This is a genomic window from Hymenobacter negativus (genome assembly GCF_016056375.1).
Taxonomy (GTDB): domain Bacteria; phylum Bacteroidota; class Bacteroidia; order Cytophagales; family Hymenobacteraceae; genus Hymenobacter; species Hymenobacter negativus_A.
The window spans coordinates 280,159-303,245 of the sequence record NZ_JAEDAE010000002.1 but is presented as its reverse complement, the minus strand read 5'-3'; the positions used below and the strand labels follow the sequence as shown (position 1 = coordinate 303,245).

The 23,087-nt window shown below is 60.7% G+C and carries 15 protein-coding genes and 1 tRNA gene; 7 read left to right on the top strand and 9 right to left on the bottom strand.

The window, feature by feature from the left end:
* Positions 1-56: 56 nt before the first annotated feature.
* Positions 57-1,607 (bottom strand): hypothetical protein, encoded by a 1,551-nt coding sequence (locus I7X13_RS06170; RefSeq protein ID WP_198074794.1) that lies wholly within the window; start codon positions 1,605-1,607, stop codon positions 57-59.
* Positions 1,608-1,635: 28 nt separating this feature from the next.
* Positions 1,636-3,540 carry an asparagine synthase (glutamine-hydrolyzing) gene (asnB, locus tag I7X13_RS06165; RefSeq protein WP_198074793.1) on the bottom strand — a complete coding sequence of 635 codons (1,905 nt, stop codon included), beginning with the start codon at positions 3,538-3,540 and terminating at the stop codon, positions 1,636-1,638.
* A 138-nt stretch (positions 3,541-3,678) separates the two neighbouring features.
* On the opposite strand from asnB, the gene I7X13_RS06160 reads away from it, so the two are divergent.
* Together I7X13_RS06160 and I7X13_RS06155 are read left to right on the top strand one after the other, a co-directional pair.
* On the top strand, positions 3,679-4,110 hold the full coding sequence (locus I7X13_RS06160) for an acyl-CoA-binding protein (protein WP_198074792.1): 432 nt from the start codon (positions 3,679-3,681) through the stop codon (positions 4,108-4,110).
* Positions 4,111-4,313: 203 nt separating this feature from the next.
* Positions 4,314-5,969, top strand: a complete 1,656-nt coding sequence (locus tag I7X13_RS06155; protein ID WP_198074791.1) for an amidase — start codon at positions 4,314-4,316, stop codon at positions 5,967-5,969.
* A 56-nt stretch (positions 5,970-6,025) separates the two neighbouring features.
* Here the strand turns inward: I7X13_RS06155 and I7X13_RS06150 are convergent, their stop codons facing one another.
* Positions 6,026-7,447 carry an FAD-binding oxidoreductase gene (locus tag I7X13_RS06150; protein WP_198074790.1) on the bottom strand — a complete coding sequence of 474 codons (1,422 nt, stop codon included), beginning with the start codon at positions 7,445-7,447 and terminating at the stop codon, positions 6,026-6,028.
* Between the two features lie 89 nt (positions 7,448-7,536).
* Here I7X13_RS06150 and I7X13_RS06145 point away from each other — a divergent pair, with 89 nt between their 5' ends.
* The 4 genes from I7X13_RS06145 (at position 7,537) to I7X13_RS06130 (ending at position 12,615) form a co-directional block, all read left to right on the top strand.
* A complete protein-coding gene (locus I7X13_RS06145) occupies positions 7,537-8,118 on the top strand; it encodes a C40 family peptidase (RefSeq protein WP_233454692.1) in 582 nt (193 codons plus the stop codon).
* 148 nt (positions 8,119-8,266) lie between these two features.
* Complete coding sequence (locus tag I7X13_RS06140; protein WP_198074789.1) at positions 8,267-11,764, top strand: TonB-dependent receptor; 3,498 nt, start codon at positions 8,267-8,269, stop codon at positions 11,762-11,764.
* 33 nt (positions 11,765-11,797) lie between these two features.
* Positions 11,798-12,331, top strand: coding sequence for a hypothetical protein (locus I7X13_RS06135; RefSeq protein ID WP_198066924.1), 534 nt, complete (start codon positions 11,798-11,800; stop codon positions 12,329-12,331).
* A 210-nt stretch (positions 12,332-12,541) separates the two neighbouring features.
* Positions 12,542-12,615, top strand: a tRNA-Ala gene (locus tag I7X13_RS06130).
* 128 nt (positions 12,616-12,743) lie between these two features.
* Here the strand turns inward: I7X13_RS06130 and cysK are convergent.
* Together cysK and I7X13_RS06120 are read right to left on the bottom strand one after the other, a co-directional pair.
* The gene (gene cysK / locus I7X13_RS06125; RefSeq protein WP_198074788.1) at positions 12,744-13,667 is read right to left on the bottom strand and encodes a cysteine synthase A; all 924 of its coding nucleotides are present in this window, start codon (positions 13,665-13,667) and stop codon (positions 12,744-12,746) included.
* A gap of 123 nt (positions 13,668-13,790) precedes the next feature.
* The gene (locus tag I7X13_RS06120; RefSeq protein WP_198074787.1) at positions 13,791-14,639 is read right to left on the bottom strand and encodes a serine O-acetyltransferase; all 849 of its coding nucleotides are present in this window, start codon (positions 14,637-14,639) and stop codon (positions 13,791-13,793) included.
* Between the two features lie 163 nt (positions 14,640-14,802).
* Here I7X13_RS06120 and I7X13_RS06115 point away from each other — a divergent pair, with 163 nt between their 5' ends.
* Complete coding sequence (locus tag I7X13_RS06115; protein WP_198066927.1) at positions 14,803-15,147, top strand: cupin domain-containing protein; 345 nt, start codon at positions 14,803-14,805, stop codon at positions 15,145-15,147.
* A gap of 112 nt (positions 15,148-15,259) precedes the next feature.
* Here the strand turns inward: I7X13_RS06115 and I7X13_RS06110 are convergent, their stop codons facing one another.
* The 4 genes from I7X13_RS06110 to I7X13_RS06095 form a co-directional block, all read right to left on the bottom strand.
* A complete protein-coding gene (locus tag I7X13_RS06110) occupies positions 15,260-18,454 on the bottom strand; it encodes a PAS domain S-box protein (protein ID WP_198074786.1) in 3,195 nt (1,064 codons plus the stop codon).
* A 208-nt stretch (positions 18,455-18,662) separates the two neighbouring features.
* Positions 18,663-19,478 carry a mechanosensitive ion channel family protein gene (locus tag I7X13_RS06105; protein WP_198066929.1) on the bottom strand — a complete coding sequence of 272 codons (816 nt, stop codon included), beginning with the start codon at positions 19,476-19,478 and terminating at the stop codon, positions 18,663-18,665.
* A 157-nt stretch (positions 19,479-19,635) separates the two neighbouring features.
* On the bottom strand, positions 19,636-21,666 hold the full coding sequence (locus tag I7X13_RS06100; protein WP_198074785.1) for a peptidylprolyl isomerase: 2,031 nt from the start codon (positions 21,664-21,666) through the stop codon (positions 19,636-19,638).
* Positions 21,667-21,860: 194 nt separating this feature from the next.
* Entirely contained in the window at positions 21,861-22,970 is a 1,110-nt protein-coding gene (locus I7X13_RS06095) for a glycosyltransferase family protein (RefSeq protein WP_198074784.1), read from the bottom strand.
* Positions 22,971-23,087: the final 117 nt, after the last annotated feature.

Sequence of the window (23,087 nt, the reverse complement as noted above, 5' to 3'; positions counted from 1 at the left end):
GCCCTTGCGTCACTTTACAAATGGCAGCGCGCAAGGGCATAACTACTGATTACAAGCTAATTACCATTGGCGACAATCTGAAAATCAACTTCATGATTTTGCAGAATCGCCCGCTCTCGAGCGCTATGGCCTTCAAACTGATAGGCAGGATACTTCATGAAGTAAGGAACATCGGCCACTACTTTACCGGGCCGCAGATGAGCAGGCTGGTAACAGCTGACTGGATACAGGTAGGCAAAGTTCAGTAACTGAAAGGTGGGCGTTGGGTGCTTTTGCGCCAATTGGCTGCGCAGGCGCGGGCCGAATAACCGGTACGCCATGAGGTGTTTGTTGCATACGCTCACTTGGCTGGCGGCAATTTGCGGATAATCGTATATGCCCGCGCGGTAGGCCACGTCGCAAGGGTAATCGATGGGTAGGTAGCCGGCCAGGAATATTCCAAAATGAGCCAGAACAACGCCCCCAATGCCCAGGTAATGCCAGGCGCGCCCCCCCTTGGCTCGACCCAATGCGCGTAGCGTCACCAGCGCGCCTATGATGATAATGGGTACGAAAAAGTGTAGGGTGCGCCCGTAGAATACCAGCTTATGGCCCACCTGGACGGCTAAGGCATAGCCCAGCCACGTCAGAAAACCAACCGTGAGCAGGCGTACAAGTATTCGTTGGGTTCCGGAACTGGCGGTTAAGCCCGCTCGCCAGCTGAGCCCCACTCCTACCCCAAAAAGCAGCAGCAGGCTGATGCCGAGCCAGCCTTCCACCTGCCAGAAATAGCTACCGATAAAGCTAAACCCCTCGGCAAAGCTGCCCTGCGTGACGGTAGTGGCAATGTAGCGGCTGCTGGCCCAGTACGACGTGTGGCCCAACCGCGCCAGCCCTTCAAAACCCAGCAACACCACTAGCAGGCCGACCAGCTGGACGGCAGCTGGTTTCAGAGCGGCCGATAAGCTGCTGCGTGCGGTATCGAGCTCCGCCAGTAGCGCCACGGCCAGCAGCAGGATGGGGCCCATGAAATAACCGGGATAAATAGCATAGCTGAGCCCAGCCAATATCCCCACTACCGCCTGCAACTTTAGGTTGGCTGTTGTTTTAGGCCGGAGCAGCACCGTGAGCGCCAGGAAAAAGAAAAACAGCGAATGGTCGTAGGGCAGCAGGTGGCGCAGGTAAAGGTTGGTATTTACCAGGCTCGAATAAAGCGCGAGGCCCAACAACGCCAGGCCCACGCTAAAGAAGCGCCGGTAAATGTGGTACAGCAGCAACGCATTCAGGCTCACGATGAGCACGTTGAAGGCTTGCGGCACTTGCAGCGACGGCGGGGCATTGGGGTTCAGGTCGAAGACCAACAGCAGCAAAGCCTGGCCCAGCCCGGGGATGGCGCGCCAGATGCCGTCGCCTGGGCGGGCACCCATGGAATTGATGTAGCGCAGAAATTCCTGCCCGTGGCCTTCACTGAGGGCACGCAGGCCCAGCATGGCATTCACGTAGCGCGACTCATCGACGAAGGCCATGGTGCCTTTGCCAATCAGGCAGAAGCGCGCCAGCGTGACCAGCACGCCAACCAAAAGGGCCAGCCGTTGCGGCCGGCCCACCTGGTGCCACCAATGGCGCAAGCGCCAGCGTGTATTCGCCGTCAAGAGCTTAGGCCATGTACTGCTTCCACCAGGTTTGGAAGACGATGAGGCCCCAGATGCGGGCGTGCACGTCGCCGGGGCTGCGCGAAAACAGCTGCGCTTTGAGGGCGCGGATGGCCTGAACGTCAAAAATGCCCTGGGCTTCGATGAACTCATCGCGCAGTAGGTCGTCTTCAATCAAGGAGCGTAGCTCGCCGCGCATCCACTTCAGCAGGGGCACTTCGAAGCCGTGCTTGGGGCGGTCGTAAAGCTCAGCGGGCAGTTCGGAGCGGAAGGCATCTTGCACAATTTTCTTCTTCATCGTAGCGTCGACCTTGCTGGCGACGGGGAGCGAGAAGGCGAAGTTGACCACTTTGTAGTCGAGGAAGGGCGTGCGCACTTCCAGCGAGTTGGCCATGCTCATCATGTCCACTTTCGTGAGCATGTCGTAGGGCAGCACTAGGCTCATGTCGGTGAGCAGCACCTCGTTGAGGTCGCCATCGGCGTGCAGGTGCTCTAGGATGTCTTTGCGGCGCTTGGCGGCGGCTTTCTTGCCCACTTTGCGGCGGCTTTCGGCGCTGAGCAGGGTGTTAGCATCAGTGGCCGAGGCGAAGCTGGCCCAGTCCCAGTACCGGTCTTTCACGCCGGCCGTCATGCCGCGCGAAAAGCGCTGGAGCTGCCGCACACGGTTGCCGAAGAAGCTGTTGCGCGACTTGGGCAAAGCGTCCCACACGAAGCCGAGGGCCGTCACGGCTTCGGCTTTCACGCCGCCCTGACGTACCTTAAACTCGCCCATGTGCTTGTTGTAGCCGCCGAACATTTCGTCGGCCCCGTCGCCGCTCAGGGCCACGGTGACGTGCTGGCGGGTGCGCTGGCTGAGGATGTACACGGCCAGGGCCGAAGAGTCGGCAAACGGCTCATCGAGGTAGTCCAACATGCTGTGGATGTGCTCGTAGAGGTCGTCGTTGGTGAGCGAGAAAACCGTGTGGTTGGTCTTGTGGCGGGCGGCCACGAGGTTGGCGTACTTGGTTTCGTCGAAGAACGGCTCGTCTTTGAAGCCGATGCTGAACGTGTTAAGGTGCGGCGTGTGGCGGGCAGCCAGCGCGGTAATCACACTGGAATCAATACCACCGCTGAGGAAGGCACCGAGGGGCACATCAGCCACGAGGCGGCGCTGCACAGCCCCGTCCATCAGGTCGACCAGCTTTTTTTGCTGCTGCTCGTAGCTGAGCTTGTTTTTGGCGACTTTCTTGGGGTCGTAGGGAATTTTATACCAGGCCTTGCCCACCACCTTGTTGTTCTTGATGTACAGGTAGTGGCCGGGCAGCATCTTCTTCACGCCCTTGAAAATGCTGGCGGGTCCAGGGATGTAGTTGAGCTGCAGATACTGGCTCAGGGCCACGTAATCGAGCTTGCGTGGCACACCCAGGGCCATAATGGACTTCATCTCCGAAGCCAGAAACAGCTTGTCCTCGTCGCGGTAGATGAGCAGGGGCTTCACGCCAAACCGGTCGCGGGCAATAAGCAGCGAGTTTTCTTCCTTATCGTAGATGGAGAAGGCGAAAAAGCCGTTCAGCTTCTTGATAAAGCTGCGGCCCTCGGTGATGTAGAGCTGGAGAATAACCTCCGTATCGGTCTGCGAATGAAACTTGCAGCCGCGCTTGATGAGCTTTTCGCGCAACTCGCGGTAGTTAAAGATTTCGCCGTTGAAGACGATGGTGTAGCGCCCCGACTCGTCGGTCATCGGCTGGTTGCCGTCGGCCGAAAGGTCGAGGATGGCCAGCCGGCGGAAGCCCAGACCGCATTGGTCGTAGACGAAATGGCCCTGCGAGTCGGGTCCGCGGCGAATGATGGCGTCGGTGGACGCTTGCAGGTTGGCCAGCGACTGGCGACCCGTTTCAGTAAAGGCAAATACTCCGGTTATTCCACACATAGTCGGCTGCAAAAGTACAACTCCGCAACCTAAAGGCCCACCGCGGGGTATTGTCATTAGCGCAAATGGCCCCGAATTTCTACCAAGAACCGGCTGTAGCGCCTCTGCTGCTCTTTTTCCATTCCTCCTTTTATCACCATGAACCTCAACGAACAATTCCAGGCGGCGGCCCAGCAAGTAAATAATCTACCCAGCGACGTGGCCGCCAAGCACATGACCGAGCTTTACGGCCTTTACAAGCAGGCTACCGAGGGCGACGTAAATATGAAAAGCGACGAGGTAGACGCCACCGCCGCCGACCAAGCCAACGGCCCCTCCGGCCTCTCGCAGGCGCAATGGGACTCGTGGAACCAGTTCAAGGGCGTGTCGGAAGAGGAAGCAAAGCAGCGCTACGTGGCCAAAGCGGCCGAAATTACCGGCGGTAACCACGCGGCCACGGAAGCCAACGAAGTGCCCACCGACAACCAGACCGGCGCTCCCAAAACCACCGACCACGGTGGGCTACGCGGCGACATTACGGCCGGCGCACCTTATGGCGGCGAAGACAAGCTGAAAGGCCAGCAGGCATAACAAGCAGGACTATTCCAGCGTCATAATGCTCATTTAGTTGACACGATAACAGCCAGTCCTTCACGGGGCTGGCTGTTGTTTTTAATTGGAAATCAACGGCCAAAAAGTTATTGGCATTGCGGTAGCTGTCGAAGTTCTGGCGAGCAGTATTATTGCCTGCCAACAACAGCTATCTGCTTCCTCCTACTTCGTTTCTGCTTTTTATGGACCGCCGCCTTTTCCTGAACCAGAGCACGCGCGTGGCACTCACGGCCGCTCTCCTACCCGCCATAGCCTGCCAAACCACTCCCGGCAAGCCCGTAACGGATGTGCCGGCCGGAGTTCCGGGGGCGGAAGAAACAGCACGGGCCAGCACGGCCGATAATTTCGAGCTGCAGGAACTCACCGTGACTGACTTACAGGACCGCATGGCCAAAGGCACCGAAACCGCCCGCAGCCTGAGCGAAAAATACCTGGCCCGCATCAAGGCCTTGAACGAGGCCGGGCCCATGCTGCGTGCCGTCATCGAAACCAACCCCGATGCGCTGACCATTGCCGATGGCCTCGACCAGGAGCGCAAGGCCGGCAAGCTGCGCGGCCCGCTGCACGGCATTCCGGTACTGATAAAGGACAACATCGACAGCGGCGACCAGATGATGACCACGGCCGGGGCTTCGGCGCTTATTGGCCACAAGGCGAAGCAGGATGCGTTCATCGTGCAGAAGCTGCGGGCAGCCGGGGCCGTGCTGCTGGGAAAAACCAACCTCAGCGAATGGGCCAATTTCCGGTCGTCGCACTCGGTGAGCGGCTGGAGCAGCCGGGGCCGCCAAAGCCGTAACCCCTATGTACTGGACCGTAGCACCAGCGGTAGCAGCTCGGGCTCGGGGGCGGCAGTGGCCGCCAATTTGTGTACCGTAGCCATTGGTACCGAGACGGATGGCTCGGTAGTGTCGCCGTCGTCCTGCAACGGGCTGGTGGGCCTCAAGCCTACGGTGGGCTTGCTGAGCCGCAGTGGTATCATCCCAATTTCGAGTACACAGGACACGGCCGGCCCCATGGCCCGCACCGTGCGCGATGCCGCTATTTTACTGAGCGCACTGGCCGGCCCCGACCCGGCCGACCCGGCCAAACTACCCATCCCCAAGGGCGCGCTGACCGATTACACAACTTTCCTCAAGTCGGACGCCCTGCAGGGCCAGCGGCTGGGCGTAGAAAAAGCCCACCTCAATGGCCCGCCGGCCGTGGCCGCGCTGCTGAGGCAAGCCGTGGCTGCGCTGAAGGCGCGGGGCGCGACCATCGTGGAAGTGGAGTTGAACAAACTGGTCAATCCGCTCGGCGAGGCGGAGTTTGACGTGCTGCTCTACGAGTTCAAGGCAGGCGTGAATGCCTATCTGGCTAATGCGGGTGCAACGGTGAAGAATCTGGCCGACGTCATCGCCTACAACAAAGCCCACGCGGCCGAGGCTATGCCGTTTTTCCAGCAGGAAACCCTTATCCGGGCCGAAGCCACCGATAGGCTGAACAACGCCAAATACAAGGCCGCTGTGCAGCAAACCGTGGCCGGCGCCCGCCAGGCTATCGATGGCTTGCTGAAAACGCACCAGCTCGCAGCCATCATCGGGGTGACCACCGGTCCGGCGTGGTGCATCGACTGGGCGAACGGCGACTACTCGACGGGCGTGGATTTTTCGTCGCCGGCGGCCATGGCGGGCTACCCGCACCTCACCGTGCCCATGGGGCAGGTGCTGGGGCTACCGGTGGGCCTGTCGTTTGTGGGCTCGGCCTACCACGAGAGGCTGCTACTGGCCCTGGGCTATGCTTACGAGCAAGCCACGCACAAGCGGGAAGCGCCAAAAATGCTGCCTACCGTGCACGTATAAGCTTGGCTGTCAGTGGGCGTGGAGTGTCGCGCTCCACGCCCACTGACAGCCAAGCGCTAGAAAATCTTGCCCGGGTTCAGAATCCCGTGCGGGTCGAACACGCCTTTGATGCCACGCATCAGATTCAAATTAGCCTCGGCCAGGGCGATGCCGATGTAGCCTTTCTGCACCAGCCCGATGCCGTGCTCGCCGGAAATGGTGCCCCCCAGCTTTACGCAGAGTTCGAAAATTTCGGAGATGGGCTGGCGCAGGCCCACGTTCCACATCTCGTCGTCCAGCTCGCCCCGGATGATGTTGACGTGCAGGTTGCCATCGCCGGCGTGGCCGTAGCACACGCTCTTGAAGCCGTAGCGGGCGCCGATTTCCTTCACGCCTTTGAGCAGCGTGGGCAGCTCGGCGCGGGGCACCACGGTGTCTTCCTCTTTGTACACAGAGTTATAGCGCACCGAATTGCCGATGTTGCGGCGGATGCGCCAGAGGTCGTCTTTCTGCCCAGCCGTATCGGCGAGGAGGATTTCGCCTACGTCGTAGGGCTCCAGCACGCCGTACACTTGCTCGGCTTCCTTATAAAGCTGGTCCAAATCCTGGCCATCAAGCTCGATGAGCAGGTGGGCTTTGATATCCTCGGGCAGCGTGAGCGGGATTTTCAGGTAATCCGACGACCAGGCAATGGCCTCGCGCTCCATAAACTCCATGCCCGATGGGATGATGCCCGCCCGAAACACCGCTGAAACCGCATCGGCCGCCTGGGCCTCCTGCCGGAAGGGCACCAGCATCAGAATATTATGCTGCGGGAAGGGCAGCAAGCGAAACACCACTTTGGTGATGATGCCCAGCGTACCCTCCGAGCCCACCATGAGCTGGGTGAGGTTGTAGCCGGTGGAATTTTTGAGGGTGTTGGCGGCTGTCCAGATGATTTCGCCGGTGGGCAGCACCACCTGTAAGTTCAGCACGTAGTCCTTCGTAGTGCCGTATTTCACGGCTTTGGGGCCGCCGCTGCTGTGGGCCAGATTCCCGCCCAAAAAGCAGCTGCCCTTGCTGGCCGGGTCGGGCGGGTAGAACAGGCCCACTTCCTTCACCGCGTTCTGAAACGTCTCGTTCACCACGCCGGGCTCCACGGTGGCTTGCAGGTTACGCTCGTCAATCTGGATGATTTTATTGAGCCGCTCGGTGCTCAATACTACGCCGTTGTGAATGGGAAGCGCCCCGCCGCTCAGGCCCGTACCTGCCCCGCGCGGCGTGACGGGAATGCGGTGCGCGTGGCACAGCTGCATAATCCGGCTGATTTCCTCGGCATCGGCCGGGCGCAGCACTACATCGGGCGTAAAATGGAAGTCTTCGGTGTGGTCGCGGCCGTAGTCAGCGTAGGCATCGGCCATGGCGGCAGCCTCAGCGCGCTGCGCGGTGAGGACGTGTGCCGGGCCGACGATGGCCTCGAAAGCAACAATTAATTCGGGGGTCAGGGCGTTAAAATTCATGAGCGGTTAAGCTGAGAAGGCCGCGTAAACTATCTTTGCGGCCGATGGGTAGGGTGACAACGAAGATACTACCGCTGCTGCTGCTGACTTTGGTCTTGCTAGCCAGCTGCCACCGCAAGCTTAACTATCGCGACGGCCAGTACCGCTCGGCCCGCGAAATGGTGCGCCTGAAAAAGGGCGGCCGGGTGAGCCCGACAGGCAAATCCAAGGTTGTGGTGGGTACTGCCAACGGCGCCAAAACCAAAGTAGTGACCAAGCGCCCTGCCCGCGTGGGCAACGCCACCGGCACCCTGGCCTCGGTGATTGAGGCTGCCCGTTCCTATCAGGGCACTCCTTATCTATACGGCGGCACCACGCGCCTGGGCCTGGATTGCTCGGGGCTGCTGCAATTATCTTTTGGCGAGGCGGGTGTCACTATTCCGCGTTCGTCCAATGAGCAGGCCGTGTGGGGCGACCCCGTGAAATCCACCGACTTACGGCCCGGCGATTTAGTATTTTTTGGAGCTTCGCCCGGCAGCCGCACCATCACGCACGTGGGTTTGGTGACGGTGGCTGATGAGGAAGGAGTGGATTTTATTCACGCGTCAACCTCGTTAGGCGTGGTTGAAAATAGCTTAGAATCAGACTATTATCTCAGTCGTTTCATTCGGGCCGTGCGGCCCCGCCTGTGAGGTATCGCCCCCTTACCTTTGCCGGACAAATACCTGATTCCGGCGATATTAATCAATGGTAAAATTTACGTAATATTGGCCCTTTCGGCCCCGTCGTACCTTTGTCCCGCTTTTACCAAGCTCACTGTTTCCACCAACCTTTTTCAACATGAATAATTTACGTTTACGCCACCTGCTACTGCTGGCGCTGATGCTCCTGACGGCCCGTCTGGGCTGGAGCCAAGGCGCGACCACAGCAGCAATGAGCGGAGTCATCTCCGATAAGACCGGCGCGGGCCTGCCCGGCGCTACCGTAATTGCCATTCATACGCCCACCAACACGCAGTACGTAGCGCCCACCAACTCCGATGGCCGCTTCAACATTCAAAACATGCGCGTGGGCGGCCCCTACACAGTTCGCGTTACGTTTGTGGGCTACAAGGATGTTACCCGGGAAGGAATTAACCTGAACCTGGGCCAAAACCAGCGTGTTGACGTGAAGCTGGACGACGCTACGACGGAACTGGCCGAAGTAACCGTGAGTGGCCGCCGCGACCCGGTGGTGAACGCCGGCCGCACCGGTGCCAGCACCACGGTACAGCGCGAGCAAATTGAGCGTCTGCCTTCACTGAGCCGTTCGTTTGCTGACTTCACTCGCCTCACGCCTCAGGCCAGCAGCGCTAACAACCAGAGCTTTGCCGGCCGCAGTGGCAACTATAACAACGTAACCATTGACGGTGCCATCTTCAACAACTCGTTCGGCCTGTCGTCGACGGTGGGTGGCCAGTCCAACGCCCAGCCCATCTCGCTGGATGCCGTACAGGAAATACAGGTGAACCTGGCCCCTTACGACGTGCGTCAGGGCTCGTTTACGGGTGCCGGCATCAACGCCATCACCCGCAGCGGCACCAACAACTTCTCGGCTTCGGTCTACGGCTTCCAGCGCAATGAGAAGCTGGTGGGCAGCAAGGTGCGCGACCTGAAGCAGGACTTCCCCGCGTTTAGCCTCTACCAGCTGGGTGCCCGCATCGGCGGCCCCATCATCAAAGACAAGCTGTTCTTCTTCGTGAGCGTGGAAGGTGAGCGCCGCAAGGACCCCCCCGGCACTTTTGTGGCCAACCGCGAAGGCCTGCCGGCTCCTGGCGTGGGCTCGAACACGACCCGCGTAAACGCCTCCGACCTGGACGTGCTCGGCAGCTTTGTTAAAGACAAGTACGGCTACAACATTGGCGCCTACGAGAACTACCAGCTGGCCCAGAACTCGGATAAGATTACGGCCAAGATTGACTGGAACGTCAACGCCAAAAACACCTTTAGCATCAAGTACAACTACCTGAAGGCGTACCGCGACGTAGCTCCCAGCGGCAGCGGCACTCCCTCGCCCACCGGCGGCCGTGGTATCTCGCAGAACACGCTGCCTTCGCTGTCGGCGTATTACCAGATTCACAACGACGTGCAGTCGATTATCGGCGAACTGAACTCGAGCATCAGCTCGCGCTTCTCCAACCAGTTCCAGGCAGGCTACACGGCTCAGCGCGACTACCGCTACTCGTTGGGCGGCAGCCCTTTCCCTTTTGTTGACATCCGCAACACCGACGCAACCAGCAACGCGGGCACTTCGCTCACTTCGTTTGGCTACGAGCTGTTCACGCCTGGCAACCTGCTGGACTCGGACATCTACCAGTTGTCGGACAACCTGACGTATACGGCTGGCAAGCACTTGTTCACGCTGGGCACTTACAACGAGTTCTACAAGTTCCGCAACGGTTTTGCTCCGGACCTGTATGGCCGCTACAACTTCAACTCGCTGAGCGACTTTTACGCTTCGGCCGGCTATACCTTCAACGCACAGGGCGTGCTCGCCCCCCGCAATGCCGATGGTACTGCCAACACCGACCTAACCGCTAAGGGAGTTCCACTGGCTTCGGCTACCAACAACTACTCGAATCGCTACATACTGAACATCAACGGCCAGAACCCGAACCTGGAGTTGCCCTACGCCACCATCAAGGCCATGCAGTTGGGCTTCTTCCTGCAGGATGAATGGTCGGCTCGCCCCAACATCAAAGTGACCGGTGGCCTGCGCATCGACGTGCCCATCGTGAACACCACGCTGCCCCGCAACGAGGATGCCGCCGCCATCAGCTTCCGCAACGGCGAGCACATCTACACCGACCAGTTCCAGAAGTCTTCTGTACTGTTCTCGCCCCGCATCGGCGTGAACTGGGACGTGAACGACGACCAGAAAACCCAAGTGCGCGGTGGTACGGGCATCTTCACCGGCCGCGTGCCCTTCGTGCTGATTTCGAACCAGGCCTCGAACAACGGCCTGCTGTTCGGTACGCAAAGCATCAACGGTTTCAACACCGTGAACAACGTGACCACGGTAAACCCCAACGCCGTGGCTTTCAACCCCAATCCGAACTACCTGCCCAACGCTAACTCGACCACGGTGCCGCTGGACCCCACCAAAACGCCCGCGACCTACAACCTGGCCGTTACGGATAAGAATTTCAAGTTCCCGCAGGTGTGGCGTACCAGCCTGGGCATTGACCAGCGCCTGCCCGGCGACGTGGTGTTCACCCTTGACGCTATCTACACGAAAGACATCAACTCGGTGTTCTTCGACAACGTGAACCTGCCCAATGCTTCGGCCCGCTCGGCCGGTGCCGACCAGCGCCCGCTGTACCGCGACCCTGCCGCTTTGAACACGAAAGTTTTCCAGGTAAGCCCCAAAATCGTGAACAACGACGGTGCCATCGTGATGCGCAACTCTAACAAGGGCTACTCTTACACCCTGACGGGCCAGCTGCAGAAATCGTTCAGCAACGGCATCTCGGCCAGCCTGGCCTACACCTACGCCGATGCCCGCGACGTGAGCATTCAGGGTTCGACTCCTTTCCCGCTGTGGGCTACCCGCGCCATCTCGGGCGACCCGAATGAGCAAAACCTGAGCTACTCGCAGTACCTGCAGTCGCACCGCGTGGTGGCTTCGCTCTCGTACCGCAAAGAATACCTCGGCCACTTGGCCACCACCATCTCGGGCTTCCTCGATGCAGGCCCCAACGGCCGCTACTCCTACGTGTACAACGGCGACATGAACGGCGACGGTGGCACGCAGAACGACCTGATGTACATTCCGCGTGACCGCAGCGAGATTCAGCTGACCAACCTGACCTTGTTCCCGAATACGCCGCAGGCCGCCATCTACTCCGCCGACCAGCAGTGGACCGACCTCGACAACTACATCAACCAAGACAAATACCTGAGCAAGCGCCGCGGCGAGTACGCCGAGCGTAACGGCGGTGTGAACCCCTGGTTTGCCTTCGTGGATGCTCGTCTGTTGCAGGATGTTTTCACCAACATCGGCAAGAACCGCAACTCGCTGCAGTTCAGCCTCGACATCTTCAACATCGGCAACCTGATTAACAGCAACTGGGGTGTGTCGCAGTCGGTGCAGCGGGCTTCCCCGCTGACTTTCGTCAACTTTGACCAGACCACTGGCAAAGCCAACTACCAGTTCAACCCCATCACCAGCACGCGCAACGTGAACCTGGACCGCTCGGTGAACACGACGGTACAAACCCTGAACGTGACCGACCGTTACAACACCGGCGAAACGTCGCGCTACCGCATCCAGTTGGGCCTGCGCTACACGTTCAACTAGTTCAGTTCACTCGCCTCAAACGCTTTTTAAGCCATGAAAAATATCCTCCTCATGCTGTTCGCGGGACTGACCCTGGCGTCGTGCTCGGAAATCAGCACTGACCCGGCCCCTACCCGGCTCACCCGCACCAACACGGCCAGCCTGACCTATAGCCTGGCCGGCTCGGCACTGGCCACCGATACATTGCTGGTAAACCCCAAAATTGCGGTGTACCTGCTCAGCCCCGATGTGCAGAGCGACGGCAGCACGTTCTATCCCCTCACCACCACGGCAACCCCGTTGGCCACCGTTACGCCCACCCGCACGAGCCAGACGCTTACCATTCCCCCGGTAACGCTGACGGATGGCCAGCCGGCCCCCATCGTGCGCCTGGTGTTTACCAGCGACAACCTGCCCGGCCTGAAAAAATCGGGTTCGACCACCGTTGGGGAGCGCATCACAACCGCCTTGTATGTGAACAACACCACGACGGTGCGTGCCACCACTACATACAGCGGCCTGGACTTTACCAAGAAGTCGGTAGCTCCTTTCCGTAAGCAAACCGATTTGAGCATTGCGGCTTATTAACCTAACCCGCTAGCGCTTTTTCAACGGCCAGTTTCCTTCGAGAAGCTGGCCGTTGTTTTTTAAGCTAGCCAAAAACAGAGAAAGCTAAATTTTTCAGCCTGATGCTGCGCCATTTAGCTAAAATCTATCCTTTGGCGCTTGCGCAATCAAAATCTGCCCGTACTTTTGTCGAACCAAAGCGCAAATGGCACGGCGGTAAACAACAAATCAGGGGGATTAGCTCAGCTGGCTAGAGCGCTTGCATGGCATGCAAGAGGTCATCGGTTCGACTCCGATATTCTCCACTGAAGAAGTGAAAAAAGAAAAAGCCCGTTCAGGAAACTGAATGGGCTTTTTCTTTTTCTTTTTTTGCCGCCTGATTCAATAAAAATGCCCTTGGACAATATTTCCAAGGGCATTTCTATTGGTGGCGCTATACAAACAGGCCTTCGACCGAGAGGTAACGCTCGCCGGTATCGTAGCAGAAGGTGAGCACGCGGCTGCCTTGGGGCATATCGGGCAGCTTTTTGGCAATGGCTGCCAAAGACGCGCCCGACGATACGCCCACAAATATCCCTTCCTCGCGGGCGGCGCGGCGGGTCATCTCGTAGGCTTCCTGCTGCGATACCTGGATGGTGCCGTCGAGGACGTCGACGTGCAGGTTGTCGGGGATGAAGCCGGCCCCAATGCCCTGAATGGGATGCGGTCCCGGCGCACCGCCACTGATGACGGGTGACGCTTCGGGCTCGACGGCAAAGGTTTTCAGGTTGGGGAAATGCGGCTTCAGGGTTTCCGTAACGGCCGTGATGTGGCCGCCGGTACCCACGCCGGTGATGTGGAAGTCGAAGCCCTCGGGGGCATCGCGCAGGATTTCCTGAGCGGTGGTTTCGGCGTGAATTTTGGGGTTGGCGGGGTTGGAGAACTGCATAGGCATCCAGGCGCCGGGCGTATTGGCCACTATTTCGCGGGCTTTCTCAATGGCCCCTTTCATACCCTTTTCGCGGGGCGTGAGTTCCAGGGTAGCGCCATAGGCGGCCATGAGGCGGCGACGCTCGATGCTCATGCTTTCGGGCATTACGAGGGTGAGCTTGTAGCCTTTTACGGCGGCAACCAGGGCCAGGCCCACGCCAGTGTTGCCGGAAGTAGGCTCCACAATCAGGCTGTCTTTGGTGATGGTGCCGTCCTTCTCGGCTTGCTCAATCATGCTCAGGGCAATGCGGTCTTTGATGGACCCGCCGGGGTTGGCGCGTTCCAGCTTTACCCACACTTCCACATCGGGGCGGGTGGCAGCAAAAATGCGGTTGAGGCGCACCAGCGGCGTGTTGCCGATGGTATCAAGAATAGAATTGGCTTTCATACTAATGGGGACTTGGGGTCTTGGGGTCCTGGGTACTTAATGAGAATCTGGGCTTGGCTCGGAGCTAAGAACTGCAGTTTGGCGCTGAAAACCAAGCCCCAAAGTTCCTAAGTCCCCAAGACCCTATATCGAAAAAACCAGTTCGGCCGCCGGGTCGACGTTGCGCGAAATCTGGATGTGGGCCCGGTGATACACCCGCGAATGCGAGGGTACGCTTTCGGTCAGCCACACGTTGCCGCCGATGATGCTGTGCGCTCCCACCACCGTGCTGCCCCCCAGAATGGTAGCACCAGCGTAGATAACCACATGGTCCTCAATGGTGGGGTGGCGCTTGGTGCCCTGCAAGCCCTTGGTAACGCTGAGGGCGCCCAGCGTAACGCCTTGGTAAATCTGCACATTGGCTCCGATGATGGCCGTTTCGCCAATAACCAGGCCCGTGCCATGGTCGATGCAGAAAGCGGGCCCGATGTACGCGCCGGGGTGAATATCGACGCCGGTGCGCTGGTGGGCATACTCACTCAGCAGGCGCGGCAGGCGCGGCAGGCCCCGCTGGTACAGGGCATGGGCCAGTCGGTAGAGCGCCGTGGCGTAGAAGCCCGGATAGGAGCTGATGATTTCGCCCAGGCCCTGGGCGGCAGGGTCGCTGGCCAGAATGGCGCTGGCATCGCGCAGCAAGGCTGCCCGCAGCGCCGGCAGTTGGGCCGTGAACTCATCGGCCAGGGCGGCCGGCGAGGCAGGCAAGGCCGGCACCCCGGCCAGCAGCGCGGCCAGCTCGGCCCGGAAATACTGTAGCTCAGCCTCGACAGCATCGGCGTTGGCCAGGGGCCGCTCGGCGCGCTGCGGAAAGAGCAGGGCGAGCAGGCCATCGGCAAGGGCACAAAAAGCCGCGCCGGGCAGAGCGTCAGGGGCCACGGAGTGGGCGTGAGCCAGCTCTTCGGCGAAGGAATGGGGAAGCACGGGGGCTGAAAACATAAGCAAAAGAACCAGTGGAATTAACCAGCAAGGCTGGGGAAGGTTTTGAGCGGAAGGCAACGGCAGCGCGGCCTTCGCCGTTTAGCCCGTGCCCCACCGCCACTGTGGCCGCCGGGCCAAAAGATACTCTTCTTTTCCTCTGCTTCACTTTTTCAATACCATTATGGCAGCCGATACCTCCATTACCAAAGTCGATTCGCAGCACTCTCCTACCGGCCCCGACGGCGAGAAATACCTGGCCTCGGGCACGCACATTGCCATGCGGATGTGGGAAAACGAGCAACCCGGCGAGCCCAAAGCCCCGGCTACCCGGCCCTACGAAACGGTGGGCTACGTGCTCAGCGGCCGCGCCGAGCTACACCTGGCCGGCCAAATGGTTATTCTGGAGCCCGGCAACTCGTGGGTAGTGCCGAAGAATACGGAGCACACCTATAAAATTCTGGAGAGCTTTTCGGCGGTGGAAGCTACCTCGCCGCCAGCGCAGGTACACGGCCGCGAAGAGAAATAAACAGCTGAGTTGAATCAATGACAACCCACGAGTTGGCCGCACTGGCCAACTCGTTTCGGGCCCAGCAATGAGCGCGAGGCCGTGACTACGCCGAGCTACGGCCCTTCCGGGTTTAGCCGACAGAGTTGCGCGGGGCGGCCACGGCCCAGTCGTGCACCATTTTCAGGAGAGAGAATTCCTGAAAGGGCTTGGTCAGGTAGTCGTTCATACCGGCGGCGAGGCACTTGTCCCGCTCGCCGGTGATGGCATTGGCGGTAAGGGCAATAATGGGCACGGCAAGGCCCAGTTCCTGGCGCAGAATGCGGGTGGCTTCGTAGCCATTTTTGATGGGCATCTGCACATCCATTAGAATCAAGTCGAAAGCCTCGCTGCGGGCCAGCTCCACGGCAGCCTGGCCGTTGGTGGCTTCCGTCACGCTCATGCCGGCGTTGGAGAGGAAACTGGTGGCCAGCATGCGGTTGAACAGGTTGTCTTCGACCAGCAAAATGCGCTTGCCGTGCAGTTCCTGCTGCATGCCTTCGAGGTCGCCGGAGTCTTTCTGCGAGAGGTGCCGCGCATTGCCCACGGGCAGGCGCAGGCTGAAGCGGCTAATAGTACCGTGGTTTTTCCGGCTTTCGATTCGCAGCTCGCCGCCCATTAGGTGCACCAGCTTTTTGCTGATGCCCAGGCCCAGGCCCGTGCCGCCGTATTGTCGCGTCACGGTCGAATCTTCCTGGCTGAAATCATCAAAAATGTGGTTCAGGTACTCCGCCTCGATGCCAATGCCGGTATCCTCCACCGTAAACTCAACCAGCACTTCGTCCGGGCTTAGGTGCTCAAGCAGCTGACACCTAACGCTTACCGTGCCTCGCTCCGTGAATTTAACGGAATTACCAACCAGGTTCAGCAGCACCTGGGTGAGACGGTAGGGGTCGCCGAGCACGACTTCGGGCATGGCGGGGTCGAGGTAGATAAGAAAGCTGAGCCCCTTTTCCTCGGCTTTGTATTGCAGGGTTTTCCTGACCTGTGCACAGATGTTACCGGGGCTGAACCCAATGTGCTCGATGGCCAGCTGGCCGGCATCAATCTTCGAGAGGTCGAGAATGTCGTTGATGATAACGAGCAGGTTTTCGGCCGAGGCCGTAATAGCGTGCAGGTAGCTGGCCTGCGGGGCCGCCAGCGGGGTTTTGGCCAGCAGCTGGCTCATACCCAGAATGGCGTTCATGGGCGTGCGAATTTCGTGGCTCATGTTGGCCAAAAATTCCTGCTTGGCGCGGGTGCTGCTTTCGGCCTGCATTTTGGCTTCGCGCAGGCTGGTTTCGAGGTGTTTCTGGGGCGTCACATCGAGGTAGATGCCAATGGACCCGATGTGCCGCTGATGCTCGTCGTAGAGCGGAGCGCCGCTTACCAGCAGCCACTTGCGTTCACCATCCTTGGTGGTCACCACAATTTCGTAGGAGTCGGAAATGCCGTGCTCGCGGGTGCGGAGCTTACCTTCTACCAGCGCCAGGTCGTGGCCGGTGAGCAGCAGCGGCGACAGGCGCTGGCCGGCCAGCTCGTCGGTGCAGTAGCCGGTCATGTCGCAAAAGCTTTGGTTGGCGTAGAGCAAATGGTCGTTCAAATCGGCCTCCACCAGCCCCAGCGACATGTTTTCGATGATGCCCCGGTACTTTTCTTCGCGGCGCTTCAGGTCTTCTTCGGCTTTGATGCGGGCCGTGACGTCTTCGTACTTCCAGAGGTGGCCGATGTAACGGGTGCCGTCGAAAATGGGCGTGAAGGCCCGCTCCAGGGTGCGGCCGTCGCGCAGCGGGATAATGTCGCCGGTGACGGGCTGGCGGCGGCGCAGCAGGGCCGCAATGCGGGCCACGTACTGGTGCGGCTTTTTCACATATTTGCGGGAGCTTTCGGTGAGCCAAGCCCCGTTGCGGCCATGAAACCGGGCGGGTGCCACGGGCAGCTCCAGCAGCTGGCAAAAGGCCTCGTTGGTGAACACAATGCGACGGTTTTCATCTTCCAGCACCAAGCCGTCCTGGAAGTGCGCAATCACGGCAGCCAGCTGCTGGTTGGAGGTACCGAGGGCTTTCTCGGCATCTTTCTGGGCCGAAATGTCGCTATGTAGCCCGCTGAGCATCAGGGGCTGGCTGTTGGCACCCCACGCCGTGATGGCGGCGCGGCTCAGCACCCACTTGTAGTTGCCGTCGTGGCAGCGCATCCGGTATTCGGCGGTGGCCATTTTGCCGCCATTTTGCACGTATTTGCGCAACAGCTCCAGTACCTGCGGCAGGTCATCGGGGTGCACGTGGGTGAGCCAAGTTTCGTATTCGTTCGAAAACTCGGCATCCTCATAGCCCAGCATGGCCTTGTACTCCGACGAAAACGAAATTTGATGGGTGCGCAGATTCAGCTCCCAAGCCCCATCGCCGAAGCCTTCCATGGCCAGCCCCAGGCGCAAGTCGCTTTCGCGCAGGGCACTTTCGGCCAGCTTCAGGGGCGTCACATCGAGCAGAATCCCGCTGTACGTCACCCAATCGGGGCCGAAGCTGGTGACGTTGGAGCTGCCCCGCAGCCAGCGAATGGGCTGACCCGGCACCACAATCCGGCCCTCATACACCCACGGGGCGCGGTTGCGGGTGGCGTCGTCGAGCGATTCCAGAAACCCCTCCAACTCTTCCGGATGAATGAAATCGTTCATGCGAACCAGCTCGTGCGGCGCTATCCCAAACAGTTCCTCCACCTTGGGGCTCACATAATCGAAGTTGAAAGAGCCATCGGCATTTTTACGCCACTCGTAGAGCACACCGGGCACGTTCTCGGCCAGGTTGCGGAAGCGCTGCTCGCTGTGCACCAGCCGCAGCTGGGCCTGTTTCCACTCCGTAATGTCTTCAATCAGGCCCACAAAATGGACCGCGCCATCGGCCGCATTCACCGGCCGTAAGCTCACGCGCAGCCAGCCATCGGAGTCAGGCCGCGGGTTCGTCACTTCATAATGAAACGCCTCCTGCCGCTGTAAGCTGTCCTGGATATAGGCCAGCGTGGCCTCGTCCGGCAGCCTGGGGCGCAGCACCGCCGCTGGCTGCCGGCCTATTATCTCGTGCGCACCCACCCCGCACAGCTTCGTAAATCCCTTGTTTACCCATTGCACGAAGCCTTCGCCGTTGGCCAGCACCACGGCCGTGTCCTGCTTTTCGAGCAAATACCCCAGCAGGCTGGACGGAACGTAGGCGGGAGTTGGCGCGGCCGGATTCTCCAGCGCCGCTAGCCGGGCGCGTAAGGCCGTATTCGCCGCTTTTTGCTCGGCTAACGCCACTTCAAGCTCGGCACGGGTCATAGAAAGCAACAGCTAAACGTTACTCAATGGTAGAATGAATACTGCCTGGCAAACGAAACCCCGGCCCCGGGCCGGTTAACACACGGGCCGGCCTGCGGAAGCACATTTCGGCTTCGCCCAGCCCGTTCGCACTAATTCATAAATAGTTAGGCATACGAGACAAATGCTGCCGGGGGCGTTAAACAGCCAGTTTTTCCGGTACAGTGCCCTACTCGGGCAGGGTGCGCACGTAGCTGTGCTGCACCGGCACCGGGCTGCCCACCCCCTGTTGGGCCAGGGCTCGCTGAAGCTGCTCGATGAGGCGCGCCTGGGCCGAGCCATTGCGCCCGGCCGGCGTGTAGGCCCGGAAGGCCACCGTCATGCCGCCGGGCTTGAGGGCCGTAACGGCCACCTGCGGCGCGGGCGCGGGCAGCACGTCTTCATCGGCCTGCAGCAGCGGGATGGCCCAGGCGCGCAGGGCGGCCAGGTCGGTGGCATTGTCCAGGTCGGCCACGATTTCAACCAGGGCTTTGTTCTGGGCCGTTTTGTTGATGATGACGTTGTTGGACGTGGCCCCGTTGGGCAGGATGATGGTATCGCCCTGCGGGGTGACGAGGATGGTATTGAAAATCTGAATTTCCTTCACCTCGCCCGATTTGCCCTGCGACTCAATGGTATCGCCTACCACGTAAGGCTTGAAAATGAGGATGAGCACCCCGCCCGCGAAATTGGCCAACGTGCCCTGCAATGCCAGCCCCACCGCCAGTCCAGCCGCCCCCAAAATGGCCACAAACGACGTGGTTTCGAAGCCCACCATACCGGCCACCGATATCAGCAGCAGTACTTTGAGCACGATGTTGACCAGGCTGGTCAGGAACGAGGCCAGCGACACATCGAGGCGAGTGGCGGCGGCGGCGATAATGCGGCTGGCCCAGCCAATGAGCCACCAGCCCACCACCAGCGCCACCCCGGCCATGAGCACGCGGGGCAGGTAGAGGACAACGAGGGCTTGAAGCTGCTGGGCGTAAGTGCTGACTTGGTTCATAGCGGGAAAGGAGGAAAGGGAAAAGCTAAATATAGCATCTGCCGTCCCGAGCGTGCGAAGTCCTTTATCAGGTTTGAACAGTTTGCGGCAATACCAGCCGGCGCGGGCGTGATAAGGTCCTTCGCAAGCTCAGGATGACAGGCTTTGCCAAAATCACCTACTGCACTGCCACCAGTTCTACGCCCAGAATCTGGTCGCCGATGTCAAGCTTGTGCACCACATCCATACCGCCTACCACCTGGGCAAAGATGGGGTAGCGGCCATCTAGGTGCGGCGTGGGGGTGTGGGTGATGAAAAACTGGCAGCTCTCGGTGTCCTTGCCAGCCGAGGCCAGCCCCACGCTGCCCTCCTCGTAGCGCAGGTCGCCGAACTCGGAGCGCAGGTTGTAGGGCGCGCTGCCATTGCCGTCGCCGCGCGGGTCGCCGCCCTGGGCCACAAAATTGGGCACCACACGGTGGAAATACAGGTTGTCGTAGAAATGCTGGCCGATGAGCGTGACAAAGCTGGCCACCGCGCCGGGCGCTTCTTCGGGCTTTAGCTCCAGCAGAATAATACCCTTACTGGTGCGCAGGCGCACCTGTTGGCCCAGCGGCACGCCCTGCACCACCGTCCAATCTATCGGGTGCTGCGCGGCCGTAGCCAGCGGCGAGGGCGTGGTTTTCGGGGCTTTGGTCAGCTTGTCGAGGGCCTGCTGAATCCCTTGCCAGGCTTCGATTTCGCGGGGCAGCTGCAGTTTGGCCTGCGCGGCACGCAGGGCCGCAAGGTCGGCCGGCAGCGCTTCGGGGTAGAGCTTGGCATCGGCCAGCGCCTCGGCGGCGGTGCCGAGCTGGGCCACGTCGCCGCCACCCAGTGCCTGACGCATGGCGGCGGCAAAATCGGCCTGGCGGACGGCCGGGAAATCTGCGGTGCGGCGCATGGTGAGCAGCGCGCCCAGCGCATAGCCCCCCACCACCGGCGACTGCCCCGCCGCAAACGCCTCGTTCCGCACGAAATCGAACGCGGCCGGGTCCTCGCTTAGCGCTTCCAGCAAAAAGCCCTTCTCATACACGGTGGGCGCCGCCGCGTAGCGCTTCTCAATGGTTTCGACCAGGCTGGGACGGGCCGCCGGGCTGGCATGATGCACGGCCGCCCGCAGCAAAGCGGCGCGCACCCGCACCGAAGCTTGCTTGTTGCCATCGGCCAGGGCCGCTAGGGCCGCACCCGACTCGCCTTTGGCGTGGGCCAGCAGCCACTCGGCTGCCGTGAGGGCCACCGGGGCGCGGTCGTGCGCAAGCGCAAAAAAGACGGCTTTGCGGCTGGCCGGGTAATTTTCCGCATCAAACGGCAAAGCCCGAATGGCGCTGAGCCGCACGCGGTAGTCGGGGTCTTTGGTGGCAAGGCGAGCCAGCAAAACGGGCGAAGCGCCGGCCTTCGCCGACGTGGCCACCGGTGCCGCAACACTTGGTGCCGTTGCCGCAATGCGGCCGAGGGTGGTGACCGCCGCTGCCCGCACGGCATAGTTCCGGTCTTTCTGAGCCACGCGCAGCAACGTGCTTTCGGCCAGCCTCTTCAAATCGGCGTCGAGCCCCCGCGTGCGCGAAAGCGCCACTACGGCTGCCAGCCGGCCGCGCCCGGGCAGTTTGGGCGAGTTCAGCACGGCCACCGTGCGCCGGATGGTTTCGGGCGAAGTGAGGCCGCGCAGGGCGGCGCGGCTCAGGCCCCAGGCCAGCGCGGCGGCGCGCGAAGTATCGTTCAGGATTTCGACGCGCCAAAGCTCGGGCAGACTGTGGCGCGTGACGGTGCGCCCCAGGGCCTCGTGCACGTAGCGGCGCACCTGGCCATCATTTTCTTTGAGGACGCGCACGCGCAGGCTGTCCACGGCGGTGCTGTCGCCGGTTTGGCCCAAGGCATAGGCGGCGGCTCGGCGCACGCCGGCGTCGGCATCGTGCAGCAAAGGGATGAGGCCGGGCACGGCCGCCGGAGCCTGCACCGAGGCCAGCGCCAGGGCGGCTTCGCGCCGGTAGGTGGGGTTGCCGTTGGTGAGGAAGGGCAGAATGGCGGCAGTGTTGCGCTCGTCCTGCGCCGTGCCGATTTGCCGGATGGTGGCGTCGTGGTATTTGTTGGCGAGTCCGGTGCTGGAGCGCGGCGTGCGGGCGCAGGCAGCCGCCAGCAACAGCAGCGGCCAGAAACGAGAGGAGCGGAAAGTCATAGGCGAAAAGGTAGCGCGGGGTTCAGGTTGCGCTTACGTGCCTGGAGTGGTTTGGGCTGAGGGATGAGGCGCAAGCTAAAGCACGCGCTACTTACAAGCCCGGATTGTCATTCCGAGCGCAGCGAGGAATCTGAGTAAAACCGGTAATCAGCCTTCTCTAGATTTCTCGCTGCGCTCGGAATGGCAGCTCCGCCCTACTCGCCGCCCCAGGAGTCTTTCTGTGGCGCGGCTTCGCTGGGCAAATACCCCGTGGCAACGTCCTTCAGCAGCGCGTCCAGCCCGGTAAACAGCACGGCATTGCCTTCCTGCCGGTAGCCGGCCAGGGCCGTCTCAAAATTGCTCAGGCCGTAGAGAAATGCCCGCAGGTTGTCGGCGGTGATGGCCTCGAAATGCCGGCCGTAACCCATTTGTTGCACTTCGGCGGCGTTCAGCCACTGCTCGAACTGGGCCGGAATGGGAATGGCGCAAATGGGCTTATGCAGGAACACGGCCTCCGAAATCAGCGAGAAACCACCGTTGGTGACCACGGCGCGGGCGCTGGCCAGGTCGGCAATGAAGCCGGCTTCGGAGAAGGCGCAGAGCTGCACGTTGCCGTGGCTTTCCTGCTTGTTGAAGCCGTAGACGCGGAATTCCTGGTCGGGCAGCTGTTGCAGCAGCGGCACCAGGTTTTGCTGCGTGGTGGCTGACTGGTAGACCAATACGTGCTGGCCTTTGGTGGGCGCGGCGGCCAGAATCTCAGGCCGGATGATGGGCGGCACCAGCGTGGTGCGCTGCTTGGCCAGCGGCAAGTCGAAGAAGGTGGTGATGAAGTAGTGACGGCTGTGCGGCAGCTTGGCGCGCACAATGCTTTTGGCCACCCGGTAGTTTTCGCGTTCCGCTTTCGGCACGGTCACGTTCAGCTTGGCCCGGCTGATAATCTGCATATTATCAATACTGACAATGGGCAGTCGGCGCAGCTTCGCAAACAAAAAACTGAACGATTCAAAATCCGAAACCACCACTTCCGGCTCGAAACCACCCAACAGCTCGCGGTAGCGGGCAAAGTTGACGCGCAGGTCCTCCGGCGCGGTGCGCAGCGTGAGCACGGCCGTGCGCAGCTTGCTCACCGCCAATCCATTATACGCCAGGTGAAAGCCCCGGATTTCGTGCACCCGGCCGGGGAAGGCCGCCGCCAGCATGGTGTAGGCGCGGCTGCTGCTCACCACGCGCACCTCGTGCCCCTGCGCCAGCAGGTGGCCGATAACAACTTTGCTGCGGGTGGCGTGGCCCAGGCCCTCGCCGGGCACTCCGTATAGAATTTTCATGGGCGCAAAGATGGGCGGTAAAATCCTGTCATTGCGAGCGTAGCGAAGCAATCCGTCCTCTAAATGCGACAAGCTTCCAAGTTGTGACAAACATTACCAGAAAGCCCCGGCACTGCG